The organism is Coxiella endosymbiont of Amblyomma americanum, assembly GCF_000815025.1.
Lineage (GTDB): Bacteria > Pseudomonadota > Gammaproteobacteria > Coxiellales > Coxiellaceae > Coxiella.
The window spans coordinates 60,556-86,833 of sequence record NZ_CP007541.1 but is presented as its reverse complement, the minus strand read 5'-3'; the positions used below and the strand labels follow the sequence as shown (position 1 = coordinate 86,833).

Below are 26,278 nucleotides of genomic sequence, written 5' to 3'. Positions count from 1 at the left end.
CTTAAATTTCACCAGATAATCGTTACAAAGAAGCACCCAAGTGACGGAAAAACTAAATGCGTTAAAAAAGAAAAATTAAGGGTTCAAAGGAGAAGAAAACAAAAAGCCCCGCTTAAAAAAGCAGGGCTCTTTGGGACTTCCAGTGACAAAAACCATAAGTGACAACAATCAATAATAAAGGAGAAACAAACAGAAATGGGCAAACAACCCCTTTCTGTTTTTACATCATACCGCCACCCATGCCACTCATACCGCCACCCATGCCACTCATATCACTACCGCCACCAACCATAGATTCTTCCTTTTCCTTTGGAGATTCGGTTACCATACATTCCGTAGTAATCATGAGACCTGCGATAGAGGCAGCATTTTGCAAAGCAGTGCGAGTAACTTTCGTAGGATCAAGAATACCCATATCAATCATATCACCATATTCGCCTTTTGCAGCATTGTAACCATAATTCACATCTTTATGATTTAACACTTCATTAGCGATAACAGCAGCTTGTTCTCCCGCATTTTTTACAATCTGAGACAATGGATATGCCATAGCACGGCGCGCAATTTCGACGCCCATACGTTGATCCTCGTTATCCACCTTGACATTATTTAAACCATCTAAAACGCGAATCAAAGCCACTCCACCGCCAGGAACCACACCTTCCTCTACAGCAGCACGAGTCGCATGCAGAGCGTCTTCCACTCGCGCTTTCTTTTCCTTCATTTCAACTTCTGTGGCAGCACCCACCTTAATGACTGCAACACCACCCGACAATTTAGCCAACCGTTCTTGTAGTTTTTCCTTGTCATAGTCAGAAGTGCTGACCTCAATTTCTGCGCGAATTTGTCTTATACGATCCTTAATGTCTCTAGCGTTACCAGCTCCATCAATAACAGTCGTATCCTCTTTAGTGACTACTACACGCTTAGCAGAACCTAAATCATCCAGAGTTATCGATTCTAAGGATAGACCAACTTCTTCGGAAATTACTTTACTTCCTGTTAAAATAGCAATATCTTGCAACATCGCTTTTCGACGATCACCGAAACCCGGTGCTTTAACAGCAGACACCTTCATAACTCCGCGAATATTGTTTACTACAAAAGTAGCCAGCGCCTCGCCTTCAACGTCCTCTGCCACTACTAGGAGTGGACGACCAGACTTAGCAATGTTTTCTAACAACGGAATCAGCTCCCGGACATTAGAAATCTTTTTATCCACCAGTAGAATAAATGGATTTTCAAGTTCTGCACTCATGTTCTGTTGGTTATTAACAAAATAAGGTGACAAATAACCTCTGTCGAACTGCATACCTTCCACTACTTCCAACTCATTTTCTAATCCTGATCCATCTTCTACCGTAATAACTCCTTCCTTTCCTACCTTTTCCATCGCATCGGCGATAATTTGACCAATAGATTCATCCGAGTTAGCCGAAATGGTTCCAACCTGAGCAATGGCGGTTTTATCTTCACAAGGCTTAGAAATTTTCTTTAGTTCTGCAACAGCAGCAATTACTGCTTTATCAATACCGCGTTTTAAGTCCATCGGATTCATACCGGAAATGACAGCTTTTATTCCTTCTACCAAGATAGCCTGTGCTAACACAGTAGCAGTCGTTGTTCCGTCTCCAGCATCATCCGAGGTACGAGAAGCTACTTCTTTAACCATCTGAGCACCCATATTTTCGAATTTGTCTCTTAATTCGATTTCCTTAGCAACGCTTACACCATCCTTAGTAACAGACGGGGCACCAAAAGATTTATCCAGTATAACATTGCGACCTTTTGGACCCAAAGTTACTTTTACAGCATTCGCCAAAACATCCACCCCCCGACTCATTGCGTGTAATGCCTCATGGGAAAACTTTAAAACTTTCGCAGACATTTTCTTCTACCTCTTAAATTATTTCCATTGTCGACTATCGACTATCTCTCGATCACACCCATAATGTCATCTTCTCGCATAACGACATATTCTTTTCCGCCGACTTTGACTTCAGTTCCAGCATACTTACCAAATAAAATGCGATCGCCTACCTTAACATTCAATGGCCTAATCTCTCCATGGTCAAATTTACCAGGACCAACCGCAACAACATCCCCCTCAGAAGGTTTTTCAGCGGCAGAGTCAGGGATGACAATACCACCCGCCGAAGTACGTTCCTTTTCCTCAAGACGATGAACCACCACCCGATCGTGTAATGGACGTATATTCATATTACCTCCTCGCATTAATAAAGTTCACTAATGAAAGCCCACAGAAACGAGCTACGACCACTAGTAGTGGTATATGGGGCCACCTAAAAAAAATTCAAGAGTAATATTCAAGAGCGAGACATGGGAACAACAGAGATTAAAACTCTTATTTCGGAAAAAATGTGGCAAAAGTAAGCACTTGTGGTAGTCTCAGATTACACTACGAAATTTTTATGAGGTTTTGTCAATGGATTCATTTAAAACATTACGCACATTAATCGTCAATGGAGAAACTTATTATTACTACAGTCTTATAGCAGCAGAGAAGGCAGGGCTATCGAATATCCGTCGTTTACCTTGCTCTCTAAAAATCCTTCTAGAAAATCAATTACGGCACGAAGATGGTCAGATAACCACTTGGAAACACATAAAAGCTTTTACACATTGGATGCAAAAACAACACTCTGACCAAGAGATTGTCTATCGTCCCGTTAGAATACTTATGCAGGATTTCACTGGAGTTCCTGCTATAGTAGATCTAGCTGCTATGCGAGATGCTATGGAAATAATGAACAGCGATCCGAATAAAATCAATCCTCATTGTCCTGTGGATCTTATCGTTGATCATTCAATCCAAGTAGATACTTTTGGAAATAAAAGAGCTCTACGTGACAATATGCATCTAGAGATGCGACGCAATTACGAGCGATACACATTTCTAAAGTGGGGTCAGAAAGCATTTCATAACTTTCAATTAGTTCCGCCAGGAACAGGCATTTGCCATCAAGTGAATTTAGAATATCTAGGACGCGTAATATGGCATAGCCAAGTAGGAAATAAGTTGTTTGCTTATCCAGATACAGTGATAGGCACAGACAGTCACACTACTATGATTAATGGTTTAGGTATTTTAGGGTGGGGGGTTGGCGGTATTGAAGCGGAAGCAGTTATGTTAGGACAACCTATATCTATGTCAATTCCTGAAGTTGTAGGTTTTCATTTATCAGGTAAATTACAGGAAACAGTGAATGCCACTGATCTTGTTTTGACAATAACTCAAATATTAAGACGTAAAGGAGTAGTTGGGAAGTTTGTAGAGTTTTATGGTTCTGGTCTTTCCGAACTCTCCATTGCCGATCGTGCAACTGTTAGTAATATGGCTCCTGAGTATGGAGCTACCTGTGGTTTTTTTCCTATTGACACAGAAAGTATTAAATATATGAAATTAACTGGTCGAAATCCGAAAGTTATTGCGTTAACAAAAGCTTACTCTAAAGCACAAGGTATTTGGTATGACGAAAATACACCAAAGGCCGCTTTTAGCGATACGATTTTTTTAGATCTTTCTACAGTTACACCGAGTATATCAGGTCCGACACGACCACAAGATCGTGTCGAATTATCCGATTTAAGAAAAGTTACTGAGTGTTTTATTACTACAGTCAATAAAACGACTAAAAAAGAAGTAAGACAAGTTTTTAAAAGCACAGATAATTATGATCTGCATCATGGAGATGTGGTAATTGCGGCAATCACCAGTTGTACTAATACCTCTAATCCTAGTACGATGCTTACCGCAGGATTACTTGCCAAAATGGCTGTAGAAAAAGGTTTGAAAATAAAACCATGGGTAAAATCGTCGTTAGCCCCAGGTTCCAAAGTAGTCATGGACTACTTAAAAAAAACAAGATTGATTAATTTTTTAGAACGACTTGGATTTTATCTAGTAGGGTATGGTTGTACAACCTGTATTGGCAACTCTGGACCATTATCAGAAGAAATTGCTAAAACAATTATAGAAAATAACTTAATTGTCTCAACTGTTCTATCAGGAAATCGTAACTTCGAGGGCCGTATTCATCCATTAGTCAAAGCAAATTGGTTGATGTCTCCTCCTCTGGTAATAGCTTTTGCTTTAGCAGGAACTACTCGCATTGACCTTACAAAAGATCCGTTAGGAACGAGTGATCATGGAGAGTTAATTTATTTACGCGATATCTGGCCGTCGTGTGCAGAAATTAATAGAGAAATTCAAATAATTAATAGTAAAGTATTTCGTGAAAAATACTCAGATGTGTTTACAGGGGATTCTGAATGGCAGAGTATTTCTGTGTCTCCGGATAATACATTTAAATGGCAAAATTCTACTTACATAAAAAAACCTCCATTTTTTAATGGTATGAGTGCTGATCCTAAACCTTTAGAAGAAATACAAGGAGCACGCGTATTAGTAATACTTGGTGACAGCGTAACGACAGACCATATCTCCCCAGCAGGTCCCATTAAACTAGAGCATCCTGCCGGTAAGTATTTAATTGCACAAGGTGTTATTGTCAAAGATTTTAATTCTTATGGTTCTCGTCGCGGAAATTATGAAGTAATGACGAGAGGTATGTTTACAAATGTTAATATTCAAAATGAAATGCTTTCCAATACAAAAGGAGGATTGACTAAGCACTTTCCAGATGGAAAAGAATTATTTATTTACGATGCTGCAATGAAATACTGTCATGAAAATGTCCCATTAGTAATCATTGCTGGAAAAGAATACGGCACGGGTTCTTCACGTGATTGGGCTGCTAAAGGTACAAAACTGCTAGGTGTTAAAGCTGTTATTGCGGAAAGTTTTGAGCGTATCCATCGTGCTAACTTGGTAGGCATGGGAATTCTACCTTTAGAATTTAAAAATGGTGCTAATCGGAAAAGCTTAACATTAGATGGCAGTGAAGTAATTAACATTACTGGAATAAAGAAAGATCTAAAGCCTAAAAAAGATCTTATCATGACAATTAGGGGTAAAAATCGTACTACTAAAAAAATTTCACTATATTGTCGAATCGATACAGAAAACGAATTGATTTATTATAAGCATGGCGGTATCCTACAATTTGTATTACGTCAAATATTATCAACTTCGTAAAAACAATAGGTGTGAAAATAATTTCTTATTGTGTAAGCAAAATCATATCATAGCGTAAAATGTACAGATTACTGATTATAAAAACTTTTGCGGATACCCTGCTTTTTTGTAAGCAAATATTGATCTTATAACCTCTATGCTCAATAAGCGTTTTCTTTCACTCACATTTATACAAATTTACATCTATAAAACATCTTAAATTCTAGACAATAAGAAAAATGTGGGGCAAAATTGTGATCGTCTTAAACATGAAACAGATAACACATAGTTGGGTGATAAAAATAGTAAATTAGGTACACTAATTTGATAAGGAATTGCGTGGATATTCGTAAAATTAAAAGACTTATTAAGTTGATCAACAAAACAAGAATTAAAGAAATTGCAATAAAATCTGGCGAGGAATCGATGCATATTGTGCAGTTTTCCCAACAGAAGCTTTCTGAATCATTTCATCCAACTACTGTTGTTAAGGACAACCTGTCAGAATCTTCTAATAGTCATAATCAGATAACATCAGAAATAACAATGACTTCTAGTTCAAATACCATGGATAATTACCCTCTAAAATCCCCTATGGTAGGAACAGTTTATTTATCACCAACACCCGGAGCTCAGCCTTTTGTAGAGATTGGGCAAAAAGTCTCAATAGGTGATACCGTATGTCTTATTGAAGCAATGAAAATATTTAATAACATTGAAGCTGATAAAAGCGGAATTATTAGCGCTTGCCTTGTTGAAAATGAACAGCCAGTAGAATTTGGTCAACCACTCTTTCTCATCAGCCAGTAATGAGAAACAGAATACCATGTTTAAAAAAATATTAATCGCCAATCGTGGAGAAATTGCTTTACGCATTCATAGAGCTTGTAAAGAAATGGGTATCCAAACAGTAGCGGTTTATTCTACTGCTGATCAAGATCTTATGCATGTGCGTTTAGCAGATGAAGCGGTTTGTATTGGACCACCAAAGAGTTCTAAAAGTTATTTAAGTATTCCTGCTGTTATCTCAGCAGCCGAAATTGTTCACGCTGATGCTATTCATCCAGGGTATGGATTTCTCTCAGAGAATCCAAATTTTGCTGAGCAAGTAGAAAATAGTGGATTCATATTTATTGGACCTGCTCATGACACTATTCGTCTTATGGGAAATAAAATTTCAGCTATTAAGGCTGTAAAATCAGTAGGTCTATCCTGCATTTCCGGATCCAACAGTGCTTTGAGTAAAGACGATAATGCTAATATAGCAATTGCTCGCCACATTGGTTATCCTGTTTTAATCAAATCTAGCAGTGGAGAAGGTGGTCGAGGTATGTGTGTGGTATACCAAGAAGTAGACTTATTGAATTTTATTGCTTTAACAAGAATGGAAGCAATTACTGCTTTTGGCACAGATGAAATTTATATGGAGAAATATCTAAAGAATCCAAGACATATCGAAATTCAAGTTTTAGGTGATGGTAAAGGACATGCTATTTATCTTGGAGAACGTGATTGTTCGATGCAGCGACGTCATCAAAAAATTATTGAGGAAGCTCCTGCTTCAGGTATTACGCTAGAGCAACGCATTACTATTAGTGAACAATGTACTAAAGCTTGCATTGCTATGAATTATCGAAGTGCTGGAACATTTGAATTTCTTTATGAGGGAGGCACATTTTATTTCATCGAAATGAATACTCGCATTCAAGTCGAACATCCTGTCACAGAGATGATTACAGGTATTGACATCATAAAAGAACAAATTCATATAGCCGCTGGATATCCTTTACGCTATAAACAACAAGATATTGCAATTAGAGGTCATGCGATTGAGTGTCGTATTAATGCCGAAGATCCAAAAAACTTTATACCTTCTTCTGGAATTGTCACTGCCTATCATGCGCCTGGTGGATTAGGTGTTCGCATGGATTCTCATCTCTATACAAACTATAAAGTACCTCCGTATTACGATTCCCTGATTGGGAAGTTAATTACTTATAATGAGAATCGGCAAGCAGCTATTTCTAGAATGAAAAATGCTCTAACTGAATTAGTAATTGATGGCATAGAAACCAACATCTCGCTTCATCAAGCAGTAATGGAAGATGAAGTTTTTTGCCAAGGAATGCAAAACATTAATTCTCTAGAAGAGAAATTATACCAGGATTAAGGAGGTCGCATGAGATCTAATACTTTTAAGAACCTAGCCAACGGTTACTAAGAAAATAGTAAACGATTTTGAATTGTAATGTACTTAATTATTTATCCTTTATTATTCTGAAAAATTTTTCAGGAAATTGTTTTGCTTCTGTTTTCTGTAACTATTTATTTGTTAATCAATAAGTTTCCCTGATTAATCTGAATTAAACCCTTTTGGAAAAGTTTCTTTTCTGTCTGCGACAATTTTTTTTGTTCGTCAAGAACTAAACATAAAGGTAAAACTGGTGCTAATGTTTTTGTTTTGATATAAAAATCACTTCTTTTTGCAATATGATGTTGGTAACAAACTCCACCATATCCAATAAATCGTTCTGATAAATTAGCAGCCTCTACGTCGTTTATCCCATCGCCAATATGTGCAATGCGAGGGTGCTGTTTTATTAGATTTTTGATTATTTTACATTTTCCTAATTGGGAAATTATCGGAGAATCTTCTTCATAAGTATCAAATTGTCCTTTATGATCGAAATATACATCAACTGCAAAAATATGCGTAACAGGAACGCCTAAACGCTTAGAGAAAGCTGCGACTGCCATTTTAATTCCAGCAGAAATCACATAAACTGGTTTATTCATATTTTGAAATATAGCTATTACTTTATCGGCATCTGGTGTTAAATGATCATAGTAGTGATCGCCTAGACGAGCTACTTGCTCGATTGTAGGATGAACTAAGTCTAAGCATTGACGATAAATATCCACAGTAATTCCCGTGAGATTTTTCGCCATATCCGTCAGTAATCGAACAGCAGTATCTACATGATTATTTTTTGCTAAATACTCTATTCCTTTGATCTGACTTAGAGTTCCATCGCAATCGAAAACAATAGCATCTAGTGGTTTTATTAACTTCCACAAACAGCGTGTATCATTCTCCTCTATCTTAAAAGTCGCCATCATCACACGTACAAACAAACACAATAAGAAAGACTATTAAAAGACTACTATAGAGAGATAATAACATTATATCTCTAAATTTAGTTGTATAAGTATTGTCAACAAGTCTCCAAAACCACTGTATCTCTACTATTCTATTATATTGGAGTACTAGCTTTTCTTTAGCCATCTTTAAATACTTAAAGTATTGCTAAAAATTACTAAAAATTTAAAGATTCAAAAACGTAGACGCTTTGAATACTATACAAGAGACAGGCTGTGCGACAAATCGATTTTATATTGAGAACATCGTACTGTTAAAGATTTTATACTTTTTAAGTTTTCGCATTTAAATAAATTGTTGGTTGTAATATGTATTCTCTTTTAAAAAATTACATAATATTTTCTCTTCCTTCTACCTATATTTTTTTGATATCCTTAATCTCATGTTAGAGCCTAAAGAATCGTTATCTTATCGCAATGCTGGTGTAGACACTAAAAAAGCTAGTCTATTTGTAGATGCAATAAAACATATTGCTAAACGAACGTATAGATCAGAAATTTTAAGTGGTATTGGGGGATTTAGCGGATTATTCGAATTGCCAAGTGATTATAGTTGCCCTGTCCTAGTCTCAGGGACAGACGGAGTAGGAACAAAATTAAAATTAGCTACTCGCCTTAACCAGCACGATACAATTGGTATCGATTTAGTCGCTATGTGTGTTAATGATGTTATTACTAGCGGAGCAAATCCTCTATTTTTTTTGGATTATTATGCTACGGGACACTTAGATATTAATCAAGCGCGAAGAGTGCTAGTAGGGATTGGGAAAGGCTGTACAGCAGCAGGGATGGCTTTGATCGGTGGTGAAACAGCAGAAATGCCGGGATTTTATGCATCCTCCGAGTATAATCTTGCAGGATTTTGTGTAGGTATCGTTGAAAAAAAGAAAATTATAGATGGGAAAAAAATACAATTAGGAGATACTTTAATAGCTTTGGCTTCATCAGGACCACATGCCAACGGCTATTCTTTGATTTATAAAATTCTTGATCACGCTAAAGTAAAGCTCACTGATGTTTTTGAAAACACTTCTTTTGGAGAATCTTTACTTATACCTACCAGAATTTATGCTCGGGCGATTAAACAGGTTTTACATCATTGTAATCCTCATGCTATAGCTCATATTACAGGTGGAGGACTAATAGAAAATATTTCGCGCGTATTACCTTCTTTTACTCAAGCTGTTATTCGTACTCGAAGTTGGACTTGGCCAACAATTTTTCAATGGATACAAAGAGAAGGTAATGTAACAACACAAGATATGATCCATACTTTTAATGTTGGAGTAGGTATGATTCTCTGCGTTGCAAAAAAAGATACAAATAAAGTACTAGATTTGCTTTTTCATCTTGGTGAAAAGGCTTGGATTATAGGTGAAATTCAGCATTCTATCCATAAGCAACCTAGAGTTTTGATAAATTAATAATGTCTGAAAAATTACCGATTGTTGTTTTAATTTCAGGAAACGGCAGTAACTTACAAGCCATTATTAATGCAATAGAAAGAGGCTTGTCGGTAGAGATACGCGCGGTCATTAGTAATTGTAAAGATGCTTATGGTCTCAAACGAGCTAAAGAGTATCGTATTCCTACCAGAACTATTCCTCATATTAATTTTTCTCGGGATGGTTTTGAACGCATTCTCCAAGAAACTATTGATAAATATCGCCCTAAATTTATTCTTCTTGCTGGCTTCATGAGAAAATTAAGCAGTTGTTTTGTAGATTATTATAAAGGACGTATACTTAATATACACCCATCTCTCCTCCCAAAATACCCAGGACTTAATACTCATGCTCGTGTACTAGCAGCTGGTGACCGAGAACACGGTGTTAGCGTACACTATGTAACAGAACGTTTAGATGGTGGGCCTATCATTTGTCAAGCTCGGTTTTTTGTTTCACGTCACGATACTTTGAAAATTTTATTCACGCGAGTACAAACTCTTGAACACATGCTATATCCAAAAGTTCTTTCATGGATTGTAACTAATCGTTTGATATTGTTGCAAAACAATATTGTGCTATTCGACAAAAAAATACTATCTGAAACAGGAAAACAGGTTATATAAAGAATATTAATCGTATTTGTCTAGAAAATCGGTAAATTTTTAGTAAGTTGTAATTTACAGAACTAAGAAAAATTCAGCAAAGTCTTTCTATTTAATTATAAACTGTACAGCAATATTATGACTAAGTCCGAACTGATTTCCTGCATAGCGATAAAAAAATACTCTTGTTATAAAGAGATATTGTACTTAATATAATTTCATTCTAGAACGAATAAATCTCATCTAAGTCAAGGGCGGTTGGGCTGAATTTGTGAATGTGGGTACTTACTCTTTGTACTTTTTGCGCTTCCCCAAAAACACGGTAACTTAACAGTAGCGAACACATCTATACTAAAAAACTATATACGCACCACGGATGTATAAATCAGAAAAAGATTTATAAGAAAAAACGTGTAAGTAATAGTTATCTGTTATGATCAATAAATCACAAAAAATTATTTGGATTATAAAACTATTATAACGATGAAATAATACGTTGTTGTTGAATAACAAGTGCCAACGAATACAGCTGCTTTCGAGAAGCGCCGCTTATTCTTGTGGCTAAGGTTACTGCTTGTTTAAGTGACAACTCACTCAACAGCACAGATAATAGATGACGCTGTTCCTCTCCTATTTCTTTTTTCTTTTCAAAACATCCTGCAACGAGGATTACAAATTCACCCTTTTGTTGTTTTGGGTCTTCACTTAACCATTTTTTTAATTCTAATAGAGATTTACTATGGATAGTTTCAAACTTTTTTGTTAATTCTCGAGCTACTACAGCCATACGCTCCGGACCAAAAATTTCGTTTAATAGATTAATCAAATCCTTAATACGATGCACAGATTCATAGAAAATGAGAGTGCGTGGTTCTTTTTTTAATTTTTCGAGTTTTTTTCGTCGTAAATCTTCTTTTTTAGGTAGAAATCCCTCAAAAGCAAAACGATTAGTAGGCAAACCAGAAGACGATAGAGCGGCAATTCCTGCACATGCTCCTGGAATAGGTATAACTCTAATATCTGCTTTTTTCGCGGCAACAACTAACCGGTAGCCGGGATCACTAATTAATGGAGTGCCTGCATCCGAAATAATAGCAATATTGAGACCTTGCTTTAATTTTTCGCATAGCACAGCAGTACGAATAACTTCATTGTGCGCGTTTAAAGATAATAAGTCTGTTTTTATGTCATGATGTCGCAACAAACTTTTGCTGTGTCTTTGACTTTCTACTGCAATTAAGTCAACGAATTGTAATATTTTTATCGCTCGTAGAGTAATATCAATCATATTACCAATCGGAGTAGCGACAACATACAAACAGCCAAACAAAATACTAATTATTCCCTATAGTTTTTTTATTTTAGACGATAAACAGCTCTATTTTTAATACAAAAAACCACAACTACCTTTCCTTATATTGTAAGAAAGCTAAATTCATATGCATTGTATTTTACAACAAAAATAAATCAACGTAATTGTTTTCTAATTTAGAAAGTAATAACTTTAACTGCACGACAATCCGTCTTTGATTGAAATATTATTTATCAAAGACATAAGACTACCCCTCACCAATTTGTGACTATGTTTTAGATTAATGTTGTACACAATAGATTCTAGAAATAACTAAAGTCCAAAAAGATAACGAATAAATTGAGCAAGATAGAGAGTAAGAGGAAAAAATATTCGACTAAATAATCCAAATACTGATAAAAGTAATAATATCCATACTCCATAAGGCTCTATTTTTGAGTATCTATAAGCCATTTTAGGCGGTAAAATGGCAAAAACAACACGTCCACCATCTAAAGGAGGAATAGGAATTAAATTTAACATTGAGCATACTATATTAACTAGTATTCCAAAAATTCCTGCATTGTAAAAGAAAATCGCTATATCTTCTAAGGCAATAACATCCTCTACTTTATTTCCCAAGACAATGCTTAATTTTGCAATAATTGCCCATAAAAATACCATAAGTAGATTAGCAAAAGAACCTATTAATGCCACAAGTGCCATATCTCTACGGGGTTTTGTCAAATTTTGCCAAACAACAGGAACAGGTTTTGCCCATCCAAAAGTAAATGTGAATTTGCTAAGAATTAACATTAAGATAGGAAAAATAAGAGTGCCTAGAAGATCGATATGTTTTATGGGATTCAATGTAACTCGGCCCATAATAAGAGCGGTCTTATCTCCAAATTTACTCGCTGCCCATCCATGAGCAGCTTCATGTATAGTAATAGCAAATAATAGAGGCAAAATAATAACTGAAACAAAATGAACAGCACTATCAAAATTCACAAAATTAATGCACCATGATTGATAGTCTTAAAATCACTTAACAATTTTAAGATTTGGTCTTTCTTTTTTCTCAGGTAATACACTTTCCGATAGCAACAAATCTTTATTATCTTCATCATCACGATTATAACAACTACTTCTGTCATCGTCGTCGCTTGTTTCTTCATGAAACAACATACCACAGCCATTTTCAAAAGCATAAATCGCCATCACTGATAAAACAGGAAAAAAAACGTGATAAATAATACCAGAAAAACGTGTATCAAATTCTACCACTTTATTACCCATATGTAGTCGATTGACTGCCTGAGGTCCAATATTTAAAATTGTTTTTCCATCTTGTGTTACGAAACGCTTTGGAACTTTCACTTCTGGATGCATAGCATTCACTATAATGTACGGAGTTAATTGACTATCCGTAAGCCACGCATAAATAGCTCTTAACAAATAAGGACGACTGGAGATTGTCATTTTTAAAAATCTCGCTTTTTATACAATCTGTTTACCTATATCCACGTTCGATCTCACTCAAACTTTCTTTTAAAGACTCTCGATCAAATAACCGATCTATATAGTTTACAATAGCTTTTGCTGAATTAGGTAACTGAATATTTAAATACGATAACCTCCACAACAGCGGAAATAAAACGCAATCTACTAATGTAAATTCATCATTCATAAAATAAGGTTTTTCCTTAAAAATTGGCTCCATTAACACCAACGCTTTCTTAAGAGTTTCACCTTTATCTCCCTTATTATCTCCTTGCTTCAAGTCATGCCTTTCAATAGATTTTAATTGTGAATATAAATCTTTTTCAATGCGATGTATCAACAAACGACACTTCGCTCGAGCTACAGGATAAACAGGCAACAACGGAGGATGAGGAAAACGCTCGTCCAAATATTCCATAATAATATGTGAATTGAACAAAATTAATTCCCGATCCACAAGAGTCGGTAAGGTTCCGTATGGATTAAATTCAAGCAAATCTTCAACAGGGAAATCTACATCAACATTGATAGTATCAAACCCAATACCTTTTTCTGCTAACACTATTCTCACCTGGTGACTATAAATATCCACAGGATCCGAGTAGAGCGTCATGACAGAACGCTTCAACACAATCATTTTCTAAATCTTTATTTATACATACTCTGCTTTCTATACTCTCTATTTCCTTACTGGAATACTACTTGACGATTATTATCGTTTAGAATATTGAGTACCTTTACGTGCTTTATGGCGACCTACCTTCTTACGTTCAACCATACGGGGATCTCTAGTAATAAAACCAGCTTTTCGTAATGTGCTCCTCCATAATTTACTCTCACCTTTCTCATTTTCTTCCCCATATGCTACTAAAGCCCTAGTAATTCCTAGGCGAATTGCCCCCGCTTGACCACTATCACCTCCTCCTTTAACAGTAGCACAGATGTCAAATTTAGACAGAACATTCAGTCTCACCAAAGGCTGATAAACAACCATCTGAGAAGTCTTTCGACTAAAATAATCACTTAACTTTTGTCCATTAACCATCACTACGCCAGAACCGCTCCTTAAAAAGACACGCGCAGAAGCTGTTTTTCGTCGACCCGTACTCAGATGTTTCTTTTTTTCATTTTCTAATTGTTCATTTATTACCACGCGTACACACCTCAAAAAATCCTGCTTTTTTATGACGCTTTTATCTCTCTACTCTATCTCTCTCTACTCTATCTCTCTCTACTTTATAATAACCAAGCTCGGGTTTTGTGCCTGATGAGGATGATGCATTCCAGAATAAATCTTCAATTTTCTGTAAGCATTTCGTCCTAAAGACCCCTTAGGCAACATCCTTTTAACTGCTAATTCTAATACACGCCCTGGGTGATTTTTTTGCAAATTAGAAAAATTGACAGTTTTTATACCTCCTGGATACCCAGAATGACGATGATATTGTTTTTCTTCTAATTTCTTACCGGTAACGCGAATTTTACCTGCATTGATGACAACAATAAAATCTCCAATATTGGTATGTTGAACATACTCTGGCTTGTGCTTTCCTAGTAAACGTACGGCAATCCAGCTTGCCAATCGCCCAAGCGTCTTACCTTCTGCATCTACTAATAACCATTTTTGATTAACAGACACTTGTTTTCCCACTATGTACTTACTTGCCTAACAAAATTTAAATCGGGTGAAGCAAATAGTATAATAGCACACTTTGTCAATATGCAAGGCCGTTTTATTTATTAAGATCAAGAAAACAATAATTAAGAACAATATTAAAACACAAATGTATTATCATCTCTAATTACAATGCAATAAAATACTTTATTGAATTAAAAGATCTTATCCAAATAAATAGATATATAACTATAAGCTTTATTATCTTCTTCTCGTTATAAAACCGAATTAACCTCCTACGGAAACTCTATTTAACTTTGGAGCTTCAATATATATAATATACAAAATAGTGTGTACATTTAAATTTGTACTCAATTAAAGTTAAATATGGCTATGAGTGGATTCGAACCACCGACATCAGCATTATGAGTGCTGTGCTCTAACCAACTGAGCTACATAGCCACAAGACAATTTACGAGTTTCACTCTGATAAAATTAAAATCCTCTTAATGTCTTCCTATCCGAAAATATATTATATCTCCATCCTGTACAATATAATTTTTTCCTTCGATACGACATTTTCCTGCATGTTTAGCCCCTGCTATTCCCCGATATTGAATATAGTGATCATAACTAATAACTACAGCGCAAATAAAACGTCTCTTAAAATCAGTGTGTATCATCCCAGCAGCTTGAGATGCTGTATAATTACGCGGACAAGCCCATGCGCGAGTTTCTTTAACTTCAGCAGTAAAAAAAGTAATCAGGCCCAATAGGGCATAACTCGCTTGAATCACACGATTCAATCCTATTTCTCTAAGATTAAAGATTTTTAAAAATCTCCTTTGCTTTAAGAAAGTAAAATGTACAATTTCTGCTTCGAGAGAAGCGCATATGGGAATCACTTTTGTATTTTCTTGTATAGTGTATTCGAGAATTTGCTTTAAAAACGGATTATTTTTGAAGTTTTCTTTAGATAAATTAGCAATATACAATACTGGTTTTATAGTTAATAATTGATAATACCGCAGTAAAAACTCCTCTTCTTTTGTTAATTTAAGGTTGCGTAGCTGTTTTCCTTCGTTTAACCAATTTTTGAATTTTTCGAATAAAAGTTTAGTATCCTGAACTTTTTTATCTCCATGTTTTCCATATTTGATCAGCTTAGTTAAAATTTTATCGATCATTTCCATATCTGCTAACGCTAACTCCGTATTTATTACATCAATATCCGCGAGAGGTCTTACAGTTCCTGACACATGTACAACATTTTCATCTGCAAAACATCGAACAACGTGAATAATAGCTTGAGTTTCACGAATATTAGCGAGAAACTGATTGCCTAATCCTATTCCTTTGGAAGCTCCAGAAACAAGCCCAGCAATATCTACAAAACTAACAGTAGAAGGAATGATTCGTTTTGAATTTGCAATCTGGGAAATTTTTTTCAGTCGAATATCAGGTACAAAAACAACTCCTACTTTAGGTTCAATAGTACAAAAAGGATAGTAAGATACTGCAACATTTAATTTAGTTAATGCGTTAAATAACGTTGATTTTCCAACATTAGGCAGCCCTATAATACCGCATTTCAATCCCATGTTCTTACCTAATAAAAAAAAGAAATTTTAGAAAAGTCTTACCCTTATACATCATTTTTTTAAAATTTATCAACTAATTTCTCGATAATAGAGATCCCTCTTTTGATAGCCATAAGAATAGCGCTATAATCTTCTTTCGAAGGAGAACTTAATACATAAGAAATAACCTGGTCTTTACTTTTTGGATGACCAATTCCAATTCGTAATCGGTAAAAATCAGTAGTTCCCAAATACTGAATAATGCTGCGCAATCCATTGTGTCCACCGTGTCCACCATTTTTTTTTAGTCGAACATCTCCAACAGAAAAATCTAATTCATCATGTATTATTAAGATTTTTTTCGGAATTAGTTTATAAAATCTAGCTACAGAAGCTACCGCTAGCCCACTTTCATTCATGTAAGTAGAAGGTTTAAATAGCCAACAATGATTCCATTTTCCAATAAATCCGTAATGCAATTTACTTTCTTTGTACAAAAGTTTTTGCTTTTGGTTAGCTAGAGTTTCGATGAACCAAACGCCAGCATTATGCCGAGTCTTAGCATATCTATCACCAGGATTGCCTAAACCAACAATGAGCTTAATCTCGTTTCTCATTGAAACGATTATCCTTTCCTTTATTTACTTAACTCACTGCTATTGGACATTATTTTTTCAGATTGAGCAGATAGATTATCTTCTTCATGAGCTTCGGCTTCAATATCTGCTTTACTTGCTCGTGGTAAATGAATATTTACAACAGGTACATTATTTATACTTTCGACAGCAGTTGTTAATTCAACTCTATGGGGTAATTTGAGGTCTGATATATGTAACGATGTGTCTAAATCTAATGCAGAGATATCTATTTCAATATACTCTGGTAAATCAGCGGGAAAACATCGGACTTCCACATCAGTTTGAAGATGAGAAATCATACCTCCGGCTTTTATTCCAACACACGCTTCTCTACCGACAATATGCAAAGGGACACGCATCGTAATTTTCTCAGATGCTTTGATACGCTGAAAATCGACATGAAGAATATTAGGTTTCGTATGGTGACGTTGTAAGTCTTTCAGAACAACTTTTTGTTCTTGATTATCAATCTTTAGCGTTAAAACAGAAGCAAAAGTAGCTTCGTTTTCAAAGGCTTTTAATACGTCTTTCTGTGTTAAAACGATAGATTGAGGGATTTTTCCCGCACCGTACACCGTACCTAATACCCCATTATGTAGTCGTCTTATGCGACGTGCCGCTCTTGTTCCAACATCTCTTCGTAATTCTGCTTGAAATTCAAAACTTTCAATAACCATATAATACTCCTCTTGAAAAGGATTTTACTGAGATTAGATTTAATAAAGAAATTTGTAGTTTATGTTAAATGTAGATTATAAATTGTACAATTTATACCCTTCAATGTGAAGCACACAAAAAAACTTAAAATAATTTATATAATTCACTAATTTGTAGGGTCTATAAGTAGAATACAAGTATATTAAAAATGGGAAATTTTTTAAAAGTCTCTAATAAATATCATCGACAAGGATAACAAGAGCAAAAAACAAAGGAAACCTTTCTTACTTTTGCAAATAAGAATACCACACAGATAATATTATCTACACTTTTACTTAAAATTAATATAAACAACTATTAATTAATTAAAAACATTGAACTAACCGATTCCTTCTGATTGATACGAGAAATAGTTTCAGCAATAAGACGACTAAGGAAAATTTGTTTAATTTTTATACAAGCCATCGCTTCCTGTCGTAAAGGAATAGTATCGGTAACAATAAGTGTGTCAATTGCAGATTCCATGATGTTTTTAATAGCATTTCCTGATAAGACAGGATGAGTACAATAAGAAGAGACAGTTATGGAACCTTTATCTTTTAAAGCCCGCGCAGCATGACATAAAGTTCCAGCTGTATCCACAATATCATCTACAATAATACAATGTCGCCCTTTTACATTACCAATGACATTCATAACTTCAGCTTGATTAGGTCCAGGACGACGTTTATCGATAATGGCTAAATCTAAATCGTTCAATCTCTTAGCAATAGCACGAGCACGTACCACTCCACTAACATCTGGAGAAACGATCATGGGATTTTCTAATTTTTCAAGTAACTGGTATTTTTCCAACGCAGTAATACTAGCATGGATATTATCTACTGGCATGTAAAAAAATCCTTGAATTTGATCTGCATGGAGATCAATAGTAATCAATCGGGAAAAACCAACATTTTTCATCATATCAGCGATTACTTTTGCGCTTATAGGTACACGAGAGGAATAAATTCTGCGATCTTGACGTGCGTAACCAAAATAAGGAACAACGGCAGTAATACTTGCCGCAGATGCTCGGCGAAAAGCATCTCCCATTAAAATTAACTCCATAACATTCTCATTGACTGGATATCCGGTTGATTGGATAAGATAGATATCTCTACCTCGCACATTTTCCTGAATTTCAATTCGAATTTCTCCATCACTAAAACGAGTAACCAGTGCCTTACCAATGATTGTATTTAATTCTATTGCCACGTTAGTGGCTAGCATAGGATTAGCGCTACCGTGAAAAATGCGAATATCTTTAAGATTAGACATAATATTCTTAATACCAACAAATACTAAAACGAAACCACAACTGGGGTGCCAGGATTCGAACCTGGGAATGCTGGGATCAAAACCCAGTGCCTTACCACTTGGCGACACCCCATCAATTTAGTTTTATAATTTTTGTGAGTCGCGGTTTCATATTAGCAGTTTCAACATTTCTGTCAAACGTGAGTTTTATAATCACCTATCAATTTATACTAGCATTTACTCTGAAGTTAAAGATTTACGTGTTACCTATAGTTTTAGAATACTACTAAAGATCTAAAACAGTTAGAAATAAAAAATTTCTGCAAATAATAATAATTATTTTATAATATTATTTTAGAGTGCTCATATGCTAAAGAATCTATCACCCCCAAATGCCATTACGCTCTCTCAAAGTAATCGCTTGAAATCGAAGATTCTCAAAAAAATTGCTCAAACAGGACCGCTCACTTTTGCGCATTATATGCATTTAGCTCTTTATGAATCTAACTTTGGATATTACAGCACCGATGTTCCAAAATTTGGAGAAGCGGGTGATTTTATTACAGCGCCTGAAATTTCTCCTATTTTTTCTCGATGCATAGCGCGCCAATGCTATCAGATATTAAATGATCTAAATGGTGGAGATATACTTGAACTTGGTGCAGGTACTGGAATAATGGCTGTCGATATATTAAAAGAACTTCAACATAATCAATTTTTACCTAACCACTATTTCATTTTAGAAGTTAGTAAAAGTCTTCGATTACATCAAACAAAACTTCTTCAAAAAGAAGTGCCGGAATTATTTCATCATGTTGTATGGCTAGATCAATTACCTACGCATTTTACAGGCGTTATTATTGGAAATGAAATAATAGATGCAATACCAGCTCATAAATTCAGAATCGAAAATAACACTATTAAAGAAATATATGTAGATGGCAACAAAGGAGCATTGTTATGGAAAATAGACAATCCATCGTCATCTGATTTAGTTCAACAAGTTAAAAGTTTAGGGATTAATTTTCCAAATGATTACGAATCAGAAATTAACTTATTATTAAAATCATGGATTACTTCTCTAGCAAATACGCTAAAAAAAGGATTAATTCTGTTGATTGATTATGGATTCCCACAGCATGAATACTACCATCAAGACCGCAATCGAGGTACTATTACCTGTTATTATCGACATCATAGTCATTTTAACCCACTAATTTTTCCTGGCATTCAAGATATTACTATCCACGTTAATTTTACAGCTATTGCAAAAATAGCTGCTCAAAATCACTTAACAGTGGCAGGATTTGTTCATCAGGCAAATTTCTTACTAAATTGTGGTATTATTTCATTTGCTTCTTCTTTGAAGAACACAATTGAACATTTTCAAATTACGCAACAAATTAAAAAGCTAATATTTCCTAGTGAAATGGGTGAATTATTCAAAGTAATAGCCTTAACTCGTAATTATGATGCTATTCTACTCGGTTTTAAAACAGGTAATCAAATCGCTCGTCTTGCATTATAATGGCAAAGAAAGCTATCATTCTGTGCGTGTAATTAACAGTTGATGGATTGCCTTGAGTCGCAGTTCTTCAAGTGCTTTTGCAAAATGCTTTCCTATAAGACATTGTTTTTGCAAATATTTGATATCTATTGACTTCACAGTCTTAATGACTTGTTTAATTTTTGTACTATGCATCTTTGATGTCGGATAAAGTGCTGTGCAAACAAAAAGAAATTGTTCAAAACGTTTATCTCTTCTCAGAGCATCAGTTTTAAGAATAAAATTCAGTAATTCTTTTGCATTCATTTGATCAATATATCTATATAATCTTTGAAATTTTGAAATCATAATGGATAAATTGTAATATTCATTTGGGATATGATACTGCAAAGTCAGTTTCTGAATAGCTTCTAAAGAAAGATCACTTAATAAAACAGCAAACCGAATAACAGGAGATAAAGTTTGGTTTACAATGCTAATTAAAGCACGCATACCTTTATTATCAAGACGAAGAGAACTAAATAAAATAGCTAAAGCACCGCAATCGTGTAATACTGTAAAAAATCGAACTGGATTTTTGTTAGCAAGTGCACGTACCAGTTCTTGCCATACTCGTTCAGGTACCAATGTATTTACTTCACCTGCTTTCACCATCTCCCTCATTAGTTTTAGTGTTTTAGGATGAACAGAAAACTCAGGAAATTTAGTTGACAAACGGGCTAAACGTAAAATTCGTACCGGGTCTTCTCGAAAAGCAGGGGATACATGACGAAAAATCTTTTTTTGTATATCTTTTTGTCCACCGTAAGGATCGATAATTTTTCCTGTCAGCGTTTTAGCCATAGCATTAATTGTTAGGTCCCGTCGTTTTAAATCCTCTTCCAATGCTATATCAGGAGCTGCATAGATACTAAATCCTTTATAACCCTTAGAAATTTTATGTTCTACACGGGCGAGTGCGTATTCTTCACGGGTTTGAGGATGCAAAAATACTGGAAACTCCTTTCCAATTGGTTTAAAACCACTATTAACCATTACTTCAGGTGTAGCACCTATCACAACCCAATCTTTTTCCTTTACTGGTATTCCTAATAATTCGTCTCGGATAGCTCCACCTACCAAATAAATCTTCAATTTTATGTTATCCTTTTTTAAGCCTGTATCACATTAGAAGAAGTTCATGAGCAACCATATTTTCCTTAAAATATATAATTGAAAGCTTTAATATGAAAAATCAATTTTTCCAATATCCACATACTTTTTCAAGAATAGTTGGCTGGCTTGCAAATCGCCAGTGGGGTCTAATTACACGAATAATAATTCGCCTGTTTATCTATTGCTACGGGGTTAATATGAAAGAAGCGAAAAATCCTAATATCCAATCATATCATTCTTTCAATGCTTTTTTTACTCGACATCTAAATCCTGATGCACGACCGATTACTACTGATCCTAAAGTCGTTATCTCACCTGTAGATGGAGTTATTAGAGAAATAAAACAACTGAAAAGAAAAACGATTCTTCAGGTAAAAAAACATCATTACACTGTAACTGAGTTATTCGGTGGTAGTAGCGAACAAGCAGATCTGTTTCGGGAAGGTACGTATTTTTCAGTGTACTTATCTCCAAAAGATTATCATCGAATTCATATGCCAATCGATGGTCGTCTTTTAAAAATGACGTATATACCTGGTTATCTTTTTTCTGTTAATCCTTACGTAGTTCGAATCTTTCCTAAAGTATTTTTTAACAATGAACGAGTGGTGTGTTTATTCAAAACTCGAATTGGTTATATAGCTATTGTGATTGTAGGTTCTACCTTAGTGGGAAATATTAACACTGTTTGGCATGGTACCGTAACTCCTTCTATTAAGAGCACTACTTCGATGTGGGATTATCAAGAAGATAACATTAGCTTAACCCAAGGTGACGAATTAGGTTATTTTAAAATCGGCTCTACAGTGATTTTATTATTTCCATTACTCAGAGTACAATGGGATACTCATCGAAATATAAATAGCCGTATTCTTTTTGGGGAAAAAATTGGTACCATAATAAATTGAGCACAATTCGATTTTGTGTTACCAATTTTTAGGAAGTAGAGGTATTAATTTTATTTGGGAAAACACAGTGATATTTTGACCACCATAGATTGCTCTAAATGTTATCAGACTATCCGTGGATGTTAGTCACTAAGCAATGTCCATCGGAAAAGAAAGAACATCTCTGATTTTTTTTGTTTTTGTGTTAATCATTAGTAAACGATCCAATCCCAAAGCAACTCCTGAACAAGCAGGCATTCCAAATTCTAGAGCAGCGAGAAGGCGATAGTCAATTTCGATTTGAGAAAGTTTTTGTTTTTGACGACTTACAATGTCTTGTTTAAAACGGCGGTACTGTTCTTGAACGTCAATTAGCTCTTCAAAGCCATTTGCACATTCTATACCTTCAATATACACTTCAAATCGTAGAGAGACACTTGAATTTTGAGGATGTATTTTTGCCAGAGCTGCTTGAGAAGCTGGGAATTCATAAACAAATACAGGCCGTTTGAACCCAATTTGGGGTTCAATAACGTGAATAAATAAAATCTGTAATAAAGTATCACGATCTCTGTAATGATCAGTTTTTTCTAATAAAAATTGTCGAGATAAGGATTGTAATTTCTTTAGTGAAATCTGGAATGGATGAATTGCAAGATATTCCAAAAACAAAGCGACGTAGGTTTTCCGGACAGATGGTTTTGTTTGTAAGGTGAATTGCAATAGTGCGTCCATTTCATCCATTAAATCTTGATAACTAAAATTTGGTCGATACCATTCTAATAAAGTAAATTCAGGATTATGCCGGGAACCGTATTCTCCATTACGCATAGCTTTACAGATTTGATAGATTGGACCAATTCCACTTGCAAGGAGTCGCTTCATAGCATATTCCGGAGAGGGTTGCAAATAATATTGATGTGTTTCCTTTTTATTATAGTAAGTTGTCTGAAAACTTTCGATATTAATATCAGTTACAGTGTATTTTGACAAAAGAGGAGTTTCGACCTCTAAAACGCCTCTTTCCGAAAAAAACTTTCGAACGTCAGCGTATAGCTTTGCCCGCCATCGCAGATTGTTAAGAGAAGCAATTGGTCGCCAGTTTTTTTTAAACATTGTTATTTTACTCTGGAAACATATATTCCGTGACGAGTATCTACTTTAATTATGTCATCTTTATTTAGGAACAACGGCACTCGTATTATCGCACCGCTTTCAAGTTTTGCGCGTTTCGTGCCACCAACAACTGTATCACCACGAATTCCTGGATCTGTTTCAATGATTTTTAGTTCTACAAAAGTGGGTAGGGCAATTGATAGTGGAACGCCATTCCACATGGTAATCGTACATATAGTTGCTTCTTTAATCCACTGTTTTCTTTCTCCTACTAATACAGACGGCACAGCATATTGTTCATAAGTTTCTGGAATCATAAAGTACCAAATCTCTCCGTCATCGTACAAATATTGCATTTCTATTTCAATTACATTGGCAGAAAGTAATACTTCTCCAGACTTTAAAGTACGTTCTAATATTCGATCTGTTTTTAAATTACGAAATCTGACACGATTAAACGCTTGACCTTTACCAGGCTTAACAAATTCGTTTTCAATAATACTACAAGGATCTCCGTTAATCATAACTTTTAATCCGACACGCAGTTCGTTTGCACTATATGTTTCCATAAAAACCTCTTGTGATTACTACCATGGCGATTATCATATAGTTATGTCGATAATCCTAAAAGTTGCCGTACCAGTTCCGCTATGCCAGTATTTTGATTATTTAGCACCCACTTCACTTAATAATAAAAAATTGCTGCCGGGTATTCGTCTAAAAATTCCTTTTGGTCAAAAAGATTGTATAGGTATACTAGTAGCAGTAGAATCTTTCTCCGCTTTACCTATTGAAAACCTTAAACCCGTTATTTCTGTCCTCGAAAGGGAGCCTCTTGTTCCATTATCTTTACTTAAATTATTACAATGGGCAAGTAATTATTACCATTATCCTGTTGGTGAAATAATTTTAGGTGTTTTACCAAAAATTTTCCGTCAAGGTAAATGCATTAATACAATTAATAATGAAGTTAGTTCTTATGATATTCCACATAATCCTTTAACTTTAAATTCTTATCAGAAAAATGCTATTACAACGATTATCAATAGTCGTAATTTTCAGACCTTTTTGCTTTTAGGCATTACTGGAAGTGGAAAAACTGAAGTTTACCTACATTGTATTGACGCAATAATTAAACGGGGAAAGCAAGCATTAGTATTAGTTCCAGAAATCGGATTAACTCCTCAAACTGTAAAACGATTTCGTGAAAGATTTAATGTACCTATTGTTGTTTTTCATTCTAATTTAACTGATAGAAAACGTGCTCAAGCGTGGGTAATGGCTAAGAATGGTATAGCTAAAATTATTATTGGCACCCGTTCGGCTGTTTTTACACCTTTTCTTAATATTGGTATTATTATTTTAGATGAGGAACACGATATTTCGTTTAAACAACAATCTGGTTTTCGTTATTCTGCGCGTGATTTAGCCGTTATGCGTGGACGATTTGAAAATATTCCAATTGTACTTGGTTCAGCAACTCCTTCATTGGAAAGTTTCTATAACACTAAACATAAAAATTATAAGTTATTGTCGTTACCAAAGCGAGCAGGAAAAGCCTGTTTACCTCGTATAACATTAATCGATCTACGAAAAAAAGAACTAATGGCTGGAATGAGCAATGAATTATTAATTGCTATAGAAAATCATATCAATAACAATGGACAGGTTTTATTGTTTCTAAATCGCCGCGGGTACGCACCTGTCCTAATGTGTTATTGTTGTGGATGGATAATACATTGTAATCATTGTGACGTACATCTAACTGTACATTATTGTCCGCAACGACTTTACTGTCATCATTGCGGGTGGAATAGAATAATTCCTTTGATTTGCCCAAAATGTAAATATCAAACATTAAGCGATATTGGTGTAGGTACGGAACAATTAGAAACAGCATTAAAAAAACGATTTCCAAATCACAATATTGTACGTATTGATCGTGATAGTACTAGAACTAAAAACAGTATGGAGAAAAAATTAGATCTAATTCATAATCGACAGGCATTGATTCTAGTTGGAACCCAAATGATTGCTAAAGGACATCATTTTCCTTATTTAACTTTGGTGGCAATCGTAGATGCTGACAGTGGTTTATACAGTACTGATTTCCGTTCCTTAGAACGAACCGGACAACTATTAGTCCAAGTAATAGGTCGTGTAGGTCGCGTAGGAAGTAAGAGTGAAGTATTTATTCAAACATATCATCCAAAAAATCCTCTGCTTATATTCTCCTTAAGAAAGGGTTACACTGCATTTGCAGAAGCTCTGTTGAAAGAACGTCAGTTGGCTCAACTCCCTCCCTTTTCTTATTTAAGTCTATTACGTGCCGAATCCTTAAATCCTATATTTCCCATCGCTTTTTTATCAGATATAAAACAAAAAATCTTGCTTCACAACAATAACATTAGAGTTTTAGGACCTGTTCCTGCTTGTGTGGAGCGTAAAGCAGGACGTTATCGCTATCAATTACTATTTCAATCTAAGAAGCGTAAGTGCTTACATGAAACATTAACTAAGTTGACAGCTCTGCTTCCAAAACGATATACGAAAGTACATTGGATCCTAGATGTGGACCCACAAGAAACCATTTAGTTCTTTGTGGTCTATTTAAAAACATCTAGAATTAAAGACCTCTATTAAGGCTTTCTTATTGTTTTACTATATCTTTACCAGTAGAGATAATTAAAATTTTGTAGAAATTACGAAATTACAAATAAAAT

24 protein-coding genes and 2 tRNA genes are annotated in these 26,278 nt (G+C 34.9%); 8 read left to right on the top strand and 18 right to left on the bottom strand.

Annotated elements, in window-relative coordinates:
* Positions 1-220: 220 nt before the first annotated feature.
* Together groL and Z664_RS00360 are read right to left on the bottom strand one after the other, a co-directional pair.
* The gene (gene groL / locus Z664_RS00365) at positions 221-1,888 is read right to left on the bottom strand and encodes a chaperonin GroEL (protein WP_039669784.1); all 1,668 of its coding nucleotides are present in this window, start codon (positions 1,886-1,888) and stop codon (positions 221-223) included.
* A 41-nt stretch (positions 1,889-1,929) separates the two neighbouring features.
* The gene (locus tag Z664_RS00360; RefSeq protein WP_039670169.1) at positions 1,930-2,220 is read right to left on the bottom strand and encodes a co-chaperone GroES; all 291 of its coding nucleotides are present in this window, start codon (positions 2,218-2,220) and stop codon (positions 1,930-1,932) included.
* Positions 2,221-2,446: 226 nt separating this feature from the next.
* On the opposite strand from Z664_RS00360, the gene acnA reads away from it, so the two are divergent.
* The 3 genes from acnA to accC all read left to right on the top strand — a co-directional run bounded on the left by acnA (position 2,447) and on the right by accC (position 7,268).
* Positions 2,447-5,119, top strand: coding sequence for an aconitate hydratase AcnA (gene acnA, locus Z664_RS00355; RefSeq protein WP_039669783.1), 2,673 nt, complete (start codon positions 2,447-2,449; stop codon positions 5,117-5,119).
* Positions 5,120-5,437: 318 nt separating this feature from the next.
* On the top strand, positions 5,438-5,908 hold the full coding sequence (gene accB, locus Z664_RS00350; RefSeq protein ID WP_039669782.1) for an acetyl-CoA carboxylase biotin carboxyl carrier protein: 471 nt from the start codon (positions 5,438-5,440) through the stop codon (positions 5,906-5,908).
* 16 nt (positions 5,909-5,924) lie between these two features.
* Positions 5,925-7,268 (top strand): acetyl-CoA carboxylase biotin carboxylase subunit, encoded by a 1,344-nt coding sequence (gene accC / locus Z664_RS00345; protein WP_039669781.1) that lies wholly within the window; start codon positions 5,925-5,927, stop codon positions 7,266-7,268.
* A 155-nt stretch (positions 7,269-7,423) separates the two neighbouring features.
* Here accC and Z664_RS00340 read toward each other — a convergent pair whose 3' ends face one another.
* A complete protein-coding gene (locus Z664_RS00340; protein WP_230206108.1) occupies positions 7,424-8,218 on the bottom strand; it encodes an HAD-IB family phosphatase in 795 nt (264 codons plus the stop codon).
* Between the two features lie 422 nt (positions 8,219-8,640).
* On the opposite strand from Z664_RS00340, the gene purM reads away from it, so the two are divergent.
* Both purM and purN read left to right on the top strand, forming a co-directional pair.
* Complete coding sequence (gene purM / locus Z664_RS00335; protein ID WP_039669779.1) at positions 8,641-9,681, top strand: phosphoribosylformylglycinamidine cyclo-ligase; 1,041 nt, start codon at positions 8,641-8,643, stop codon at positions 9,679-9,681.
* A 2-nt stretch (positions 9,682-9,683) separates the two neighbouring features.
* Positions 9,684-10,328, top strand: coding sequence for a phosphoribosylglycinamide formyltransferase (gene purN / locus Z664_RS00330; protein WP_039669778.1), 645 nt, complete (start codon positions 9,684-9,686; stop codon positions 10,326-10,328).
* Positions 10,329-10,782: 454 nt separating this feature from the next.
* Here the strand turns inward: purN and rsmI are convergent, their stop codons facing one another.
* The 12 genes from rsmI to Z664_RS00270 all read right to left on the bottom strand — a co-directional run bounded on the left by rsmI (position 10,783) and on the right by Z664_RS00270 (position 19,023).
* The gene (gene rsmI / locus Z664_RS00325; protein WP_245591078.1) at positions 10,783-11,637 is read right to left on the bottom strand and encodes a 16S rRNA (cytidine(1402)-2'-O)-methyltransferase; all 855 of its coding nucleotides are present in this window, start codon (positions 11,635-11,637) and stop codon (positions 10,783-10,785) included.
* A gap of 294 nt (positions 11,638-11,931) precedes the next feature.
* Complete coding sequence (locus Z664_RS00320) at positions 11,932-12,609, bottom strand: site-2 protease family protein (protein ID WP_039669776.1); 678 nt, start codon at positions 12,607-12,609, stop codon at positions 11,932-11,934.
* Positions 12,610-12,642: 33 nt separating this feature from the next.
* Positions 12,643-13,080 carry a ClpXP protease specificity-enhancing factor gene (locus Z664_RS00315; protein WP_039669775.1) on the bottom strand — a complete coding sequence of 146 codons (438 nt, stop codon included), beginning with the start codon at positions 13,078-13,080 and terminating at the stop codon, positions 12,643-12,645.
* Between the two features lie 31 nt (positions 13,081-13,111).
* The gene (locus tag Z664_RS00310; protein WP_245591088.1) at positions 13,112-13,732 is read right to left on the bottom strand and encodes a glutathione S-transferase N-terminal domain-containing protein; all 621 of its coding nucleotides are present in this window, start codon (positions 13,730-13,732) and stop codon (positions 13,112-13,114) included.
* Positions 13,733-13,813: 81 nt separating this feature from the next.
* The gene (gene rpsI, locus Z664_RS00305) at positions 13,814-14,248 is read right to left on the bottom strand and encodes a 30S ribosomal protein S9 (protein ID WP_039670168.1); all 435 of its coding nucleotides are present in this window, start codon (positions 14,246-14,248) and stop codon (positions 13,814-13,816) included.
* 84 nt (positions 14,249-14,332) lie between these two features.
* Positions 14,333-14,755, bottom strand: a complete 423-nt coding sequence (gene rplM / locus Z664_RS00300) for a 50S ribosomal protein L13 (RefSeq protein WP_039669773.1) — start codon at positions 14,753-14,755, stop codon at positions 14,333-14,335.
* Positions 14,756-15,104: 349 nt separating this feature from the next.
* Positions 15,105-15,178, bottom strand: a tRNA-Met gene (locus Z664_RS00295).
* Between the two features lie 44 nt (positions 15,179-15,222).
* Positions 15,223-16,317: a redox-regulated ATPase YchF gene (gene ychF, locus Z664_RS00290; protein WP_039669772.1), complete on the bottom strand. Its 1,095-nt coding sequence runs from the start codon at positions 16,315-16,317 to the stop codon at positions 15,223-15,225.
* A 59-nt stretch (positions 16,318-16,376) separates the two neighbouring features.
* Positions 16,377-16,913, bottom strand: a complete 537-nt coding sequence (gene pth, locus Z664_RS00285; protein WP_039669771.1) for an aminoacyl-tRNA hydrolase — start codon at positions 16,911-16,913, stop codon at positions 16,377-16,379.
* A gap of 20 nt (positions 16,914-16,933) precedes the next feature.
* On the bottom strand, positions 16,934-17,611 hold the full coding sequence (locus tag Z664_RS00280; protein WP_039669770.1) for a 50S ribosomal protein L25/general stress protein Ctc: 678 nt from the start codon (positions 17,609-17,611) through the stop codon (positions 16,934-16,936).
* Between the two features lie 337 nt (positions 17,612-17,948).
* A complete protein-coding gene (locus Z664_RS00275) occupies positions 17,949-18,911 on the bottom strand; it encodes a ribose-phosphate pyrophosphokinase (RefSeq protein WP_039670167.1) in 963 nt (320 codons plus the stop codon).
* A gap of 40 nt (positions 18,912-18,951) precedes the next feature.
* Positions 18,952-19,023, bottom strand: a tRNA-Gln gene (locus Z664_RS00270).
* Positions 19,024-19,257: 234 nt separating this feature from the next.
* On the opposite strand from Z664_RS00270, the gene Z664_RS00265 reads away from it, so the two are divergent.
* Positions 19,258-20,418, top strand: coding sequence for a class I SAM-dependent methyltransferase (locus Z664_RS00265; RefSeq protein WP_039669769.1), 1,161 nt, complete (start codon positions 19,258-19,260; stop codon positions 20,416-20,418).
* Positions 20,419-20,433: 15 nt separating this feature from the next.
* Here Z664_RS00265 and Z664_RS00260 read toward each other — a convergent pair whose 3' ends face one another.
* Positions 20,434-21,531, bottom strand: coding sequence for a tRNA nucleotidyltransferase/poly(A) polymerase-related protein (locus Z664_RS00260; RefSeq protein WP_039669768.1), 1,098 nt, complete (start codon positions 21,529-21,531; stop codon positions 20,434-20,436).
* Positions 21,532-21,623: 92 nt separating this feature from the next.
* On the opposite strand from Z664_RS00260, the gene asd reads away from it, so the two are divergent.
* A complete protein-coding gene (asd, locus tag Z664_RS00255; RefSeq protein ID WP_039669767.1) occupies positions 21,624-22,460 on the top strand; it encodes an archaetidylserine decarboxylase in 837 nt (278 codons plus the stop codon).
* A gap of 129 nt (positions 22,461-22,589) precedes the next feature.
* Here the strand turns inward: asd and epmA are convergent, their stop codons facing one another.
* Positions 22,590-23,555 carry an elongation factor P--(R)-beta-lysine ligase gene (epmA, locus tag Z664_RS00250; protein ID WP_039669766.1) on the bottom strand — a complete coding sequence of 322 codons (966 nt, stop codon included), beginning with the start codon at positions 23,553-23,555 and terminating at the stop codon, positions 22,590-22,592.
* Between the two features lie 2 nt (positions 23,556-23,557).
* A complete protein-coding gene (gene efp / locus Z664_RS00245; RefSeq protein WP_039669765.1) occupies positions 23,558-24,124 on the bottom strand; it encodes an elongation factor P in 567 nt (188 codons plus the stop codon).
* Between the two features lie 43 nt (positions 24,125-24,167).
* Between efp and priA the strand changes: the two genes are divergently transcribed.
* Positions 24,168-26,150, top strand: a complete 1,983-nt coding sequence (priA, locus tag Z664_RS00240; protein WP_039669764.1) for a replication restart helicase PriA — start codon at positions 24,168-24,170, stop codon at positions 26,148-26,150.
* Positions 26,151-26,278 lie beyond the last annotated feature (128 nt).

Bases quoted from the DNA above. Each gene is read 5' to 3' on its own strand.
- purN (WP_039669778.1), top strand. From the start codon at position 9,684: ATGTCTGAAAAATTACCGATTGTTGTTTTAATTTCAGGAAACGGCAGT.
- purM (WP_039669779.1), top strand. From the start codon at position 8,641: ATGTTAGAGCCTAAAGAATCGTTATCTTATCGCAATGCTGGTGTAGAC.
- Z664_RS00340 (WP_230206108.1), bottom strand. From the start codon at position 8,218: ATGATGGCGACTTTTAAGATAGAGGAGAATGATACACGCTGTTTGTGG.
- acnA (WP_039669783.1), top strand. From the start codon at position 2,447: ATGGATTCATTTAAAACATTACGCACATTAATCGTCAATGGAGAAACT.
- Z664_RS00280 (WP_039669770.1), bottom strand. From the start codon at position 17,611: ATGGTTATTGAAAGTTTTGAATTTCAAGCAGAATTACGAAGAGATGTT.
- asd (WP_039669767.1), top strand. From the start codon at position 21,624: ATGAAAAATCAATTTTTCCAATATCCACATACTTTTTCAAGAATAGTT.
- Z664_RS00360 (WP_039670169.1), bottom strand. From the start codon at position 2,220: ATGAATATACGTCCATTACACGATCGGGTGGTGGTTCATCGTCTTGAG.
- efp (WP_039669765.1), bottom strand. From the start codon at position 24,124: ATGGAAACATATAGTGCAAACGAACTGCGTGTCGGATTAAAAGTTATG.
- ychF (WP_039669772.1), bottom strand. From the start codon at position 16,317: ATGGGATTGAAATGCGGTATTATAGGGCTGCCTAATGTTGGAAAATCA.
- Z664_RS00265 (WP_039669769.1), top strand. From the start codon at position 19,258: ATGCTAAAGAATCTATCACCCCCAAATGCCATTACGCTCTCTCAAAGT.
- Z664_RS00315 (WP_039669775.1), bottom strand. From the start codon at position 13,080: ATGACAATCTCCAGTCGTCCTTATTTGTTAAGAGCTATTTATGCGTGG.
- pth (WP_039669771.1), bottom strand. From the start codon at position 16,913: ATGAGAAACGAGATTAAGCTCATTGTTGGTTTAGGCAATCCTGGTGAT.
- groL (WP_039669784.1), bottom strand. From the start codon at position 1,888: ATGTCTGCGAAAGTTTTAAAGTTTTCCCATGAGGCATTACACGCAATG.
- accC (WP_039669781.1), top strand. From the start codon at position 5,925: ATGTTTAAAAAAATATTAATCGCCAATCGTGGAGAAATTGCTTTACGC.
- epmA (WP_039669766.1), bottom strand. From the start codon at position 23,555: ATGTTTAAAAAAAACTGGCGACCAATTGCTTCTCTTAACAATCTGCGA.
- priA (WP_039669764.1), top strand. From the start codon at position 24,168: ATGTCGATAATCCTAAAAGTTGCCGTACCAGTTCCGCTATGCCAGTAT.
- Z664_RS00275 (WP_039670167.1), bottom strand. From the start codon at position 18,911: ATGTCTAATCTTAAAGATATTCGCATTTTTCACGGTAGCGCTAATCCT.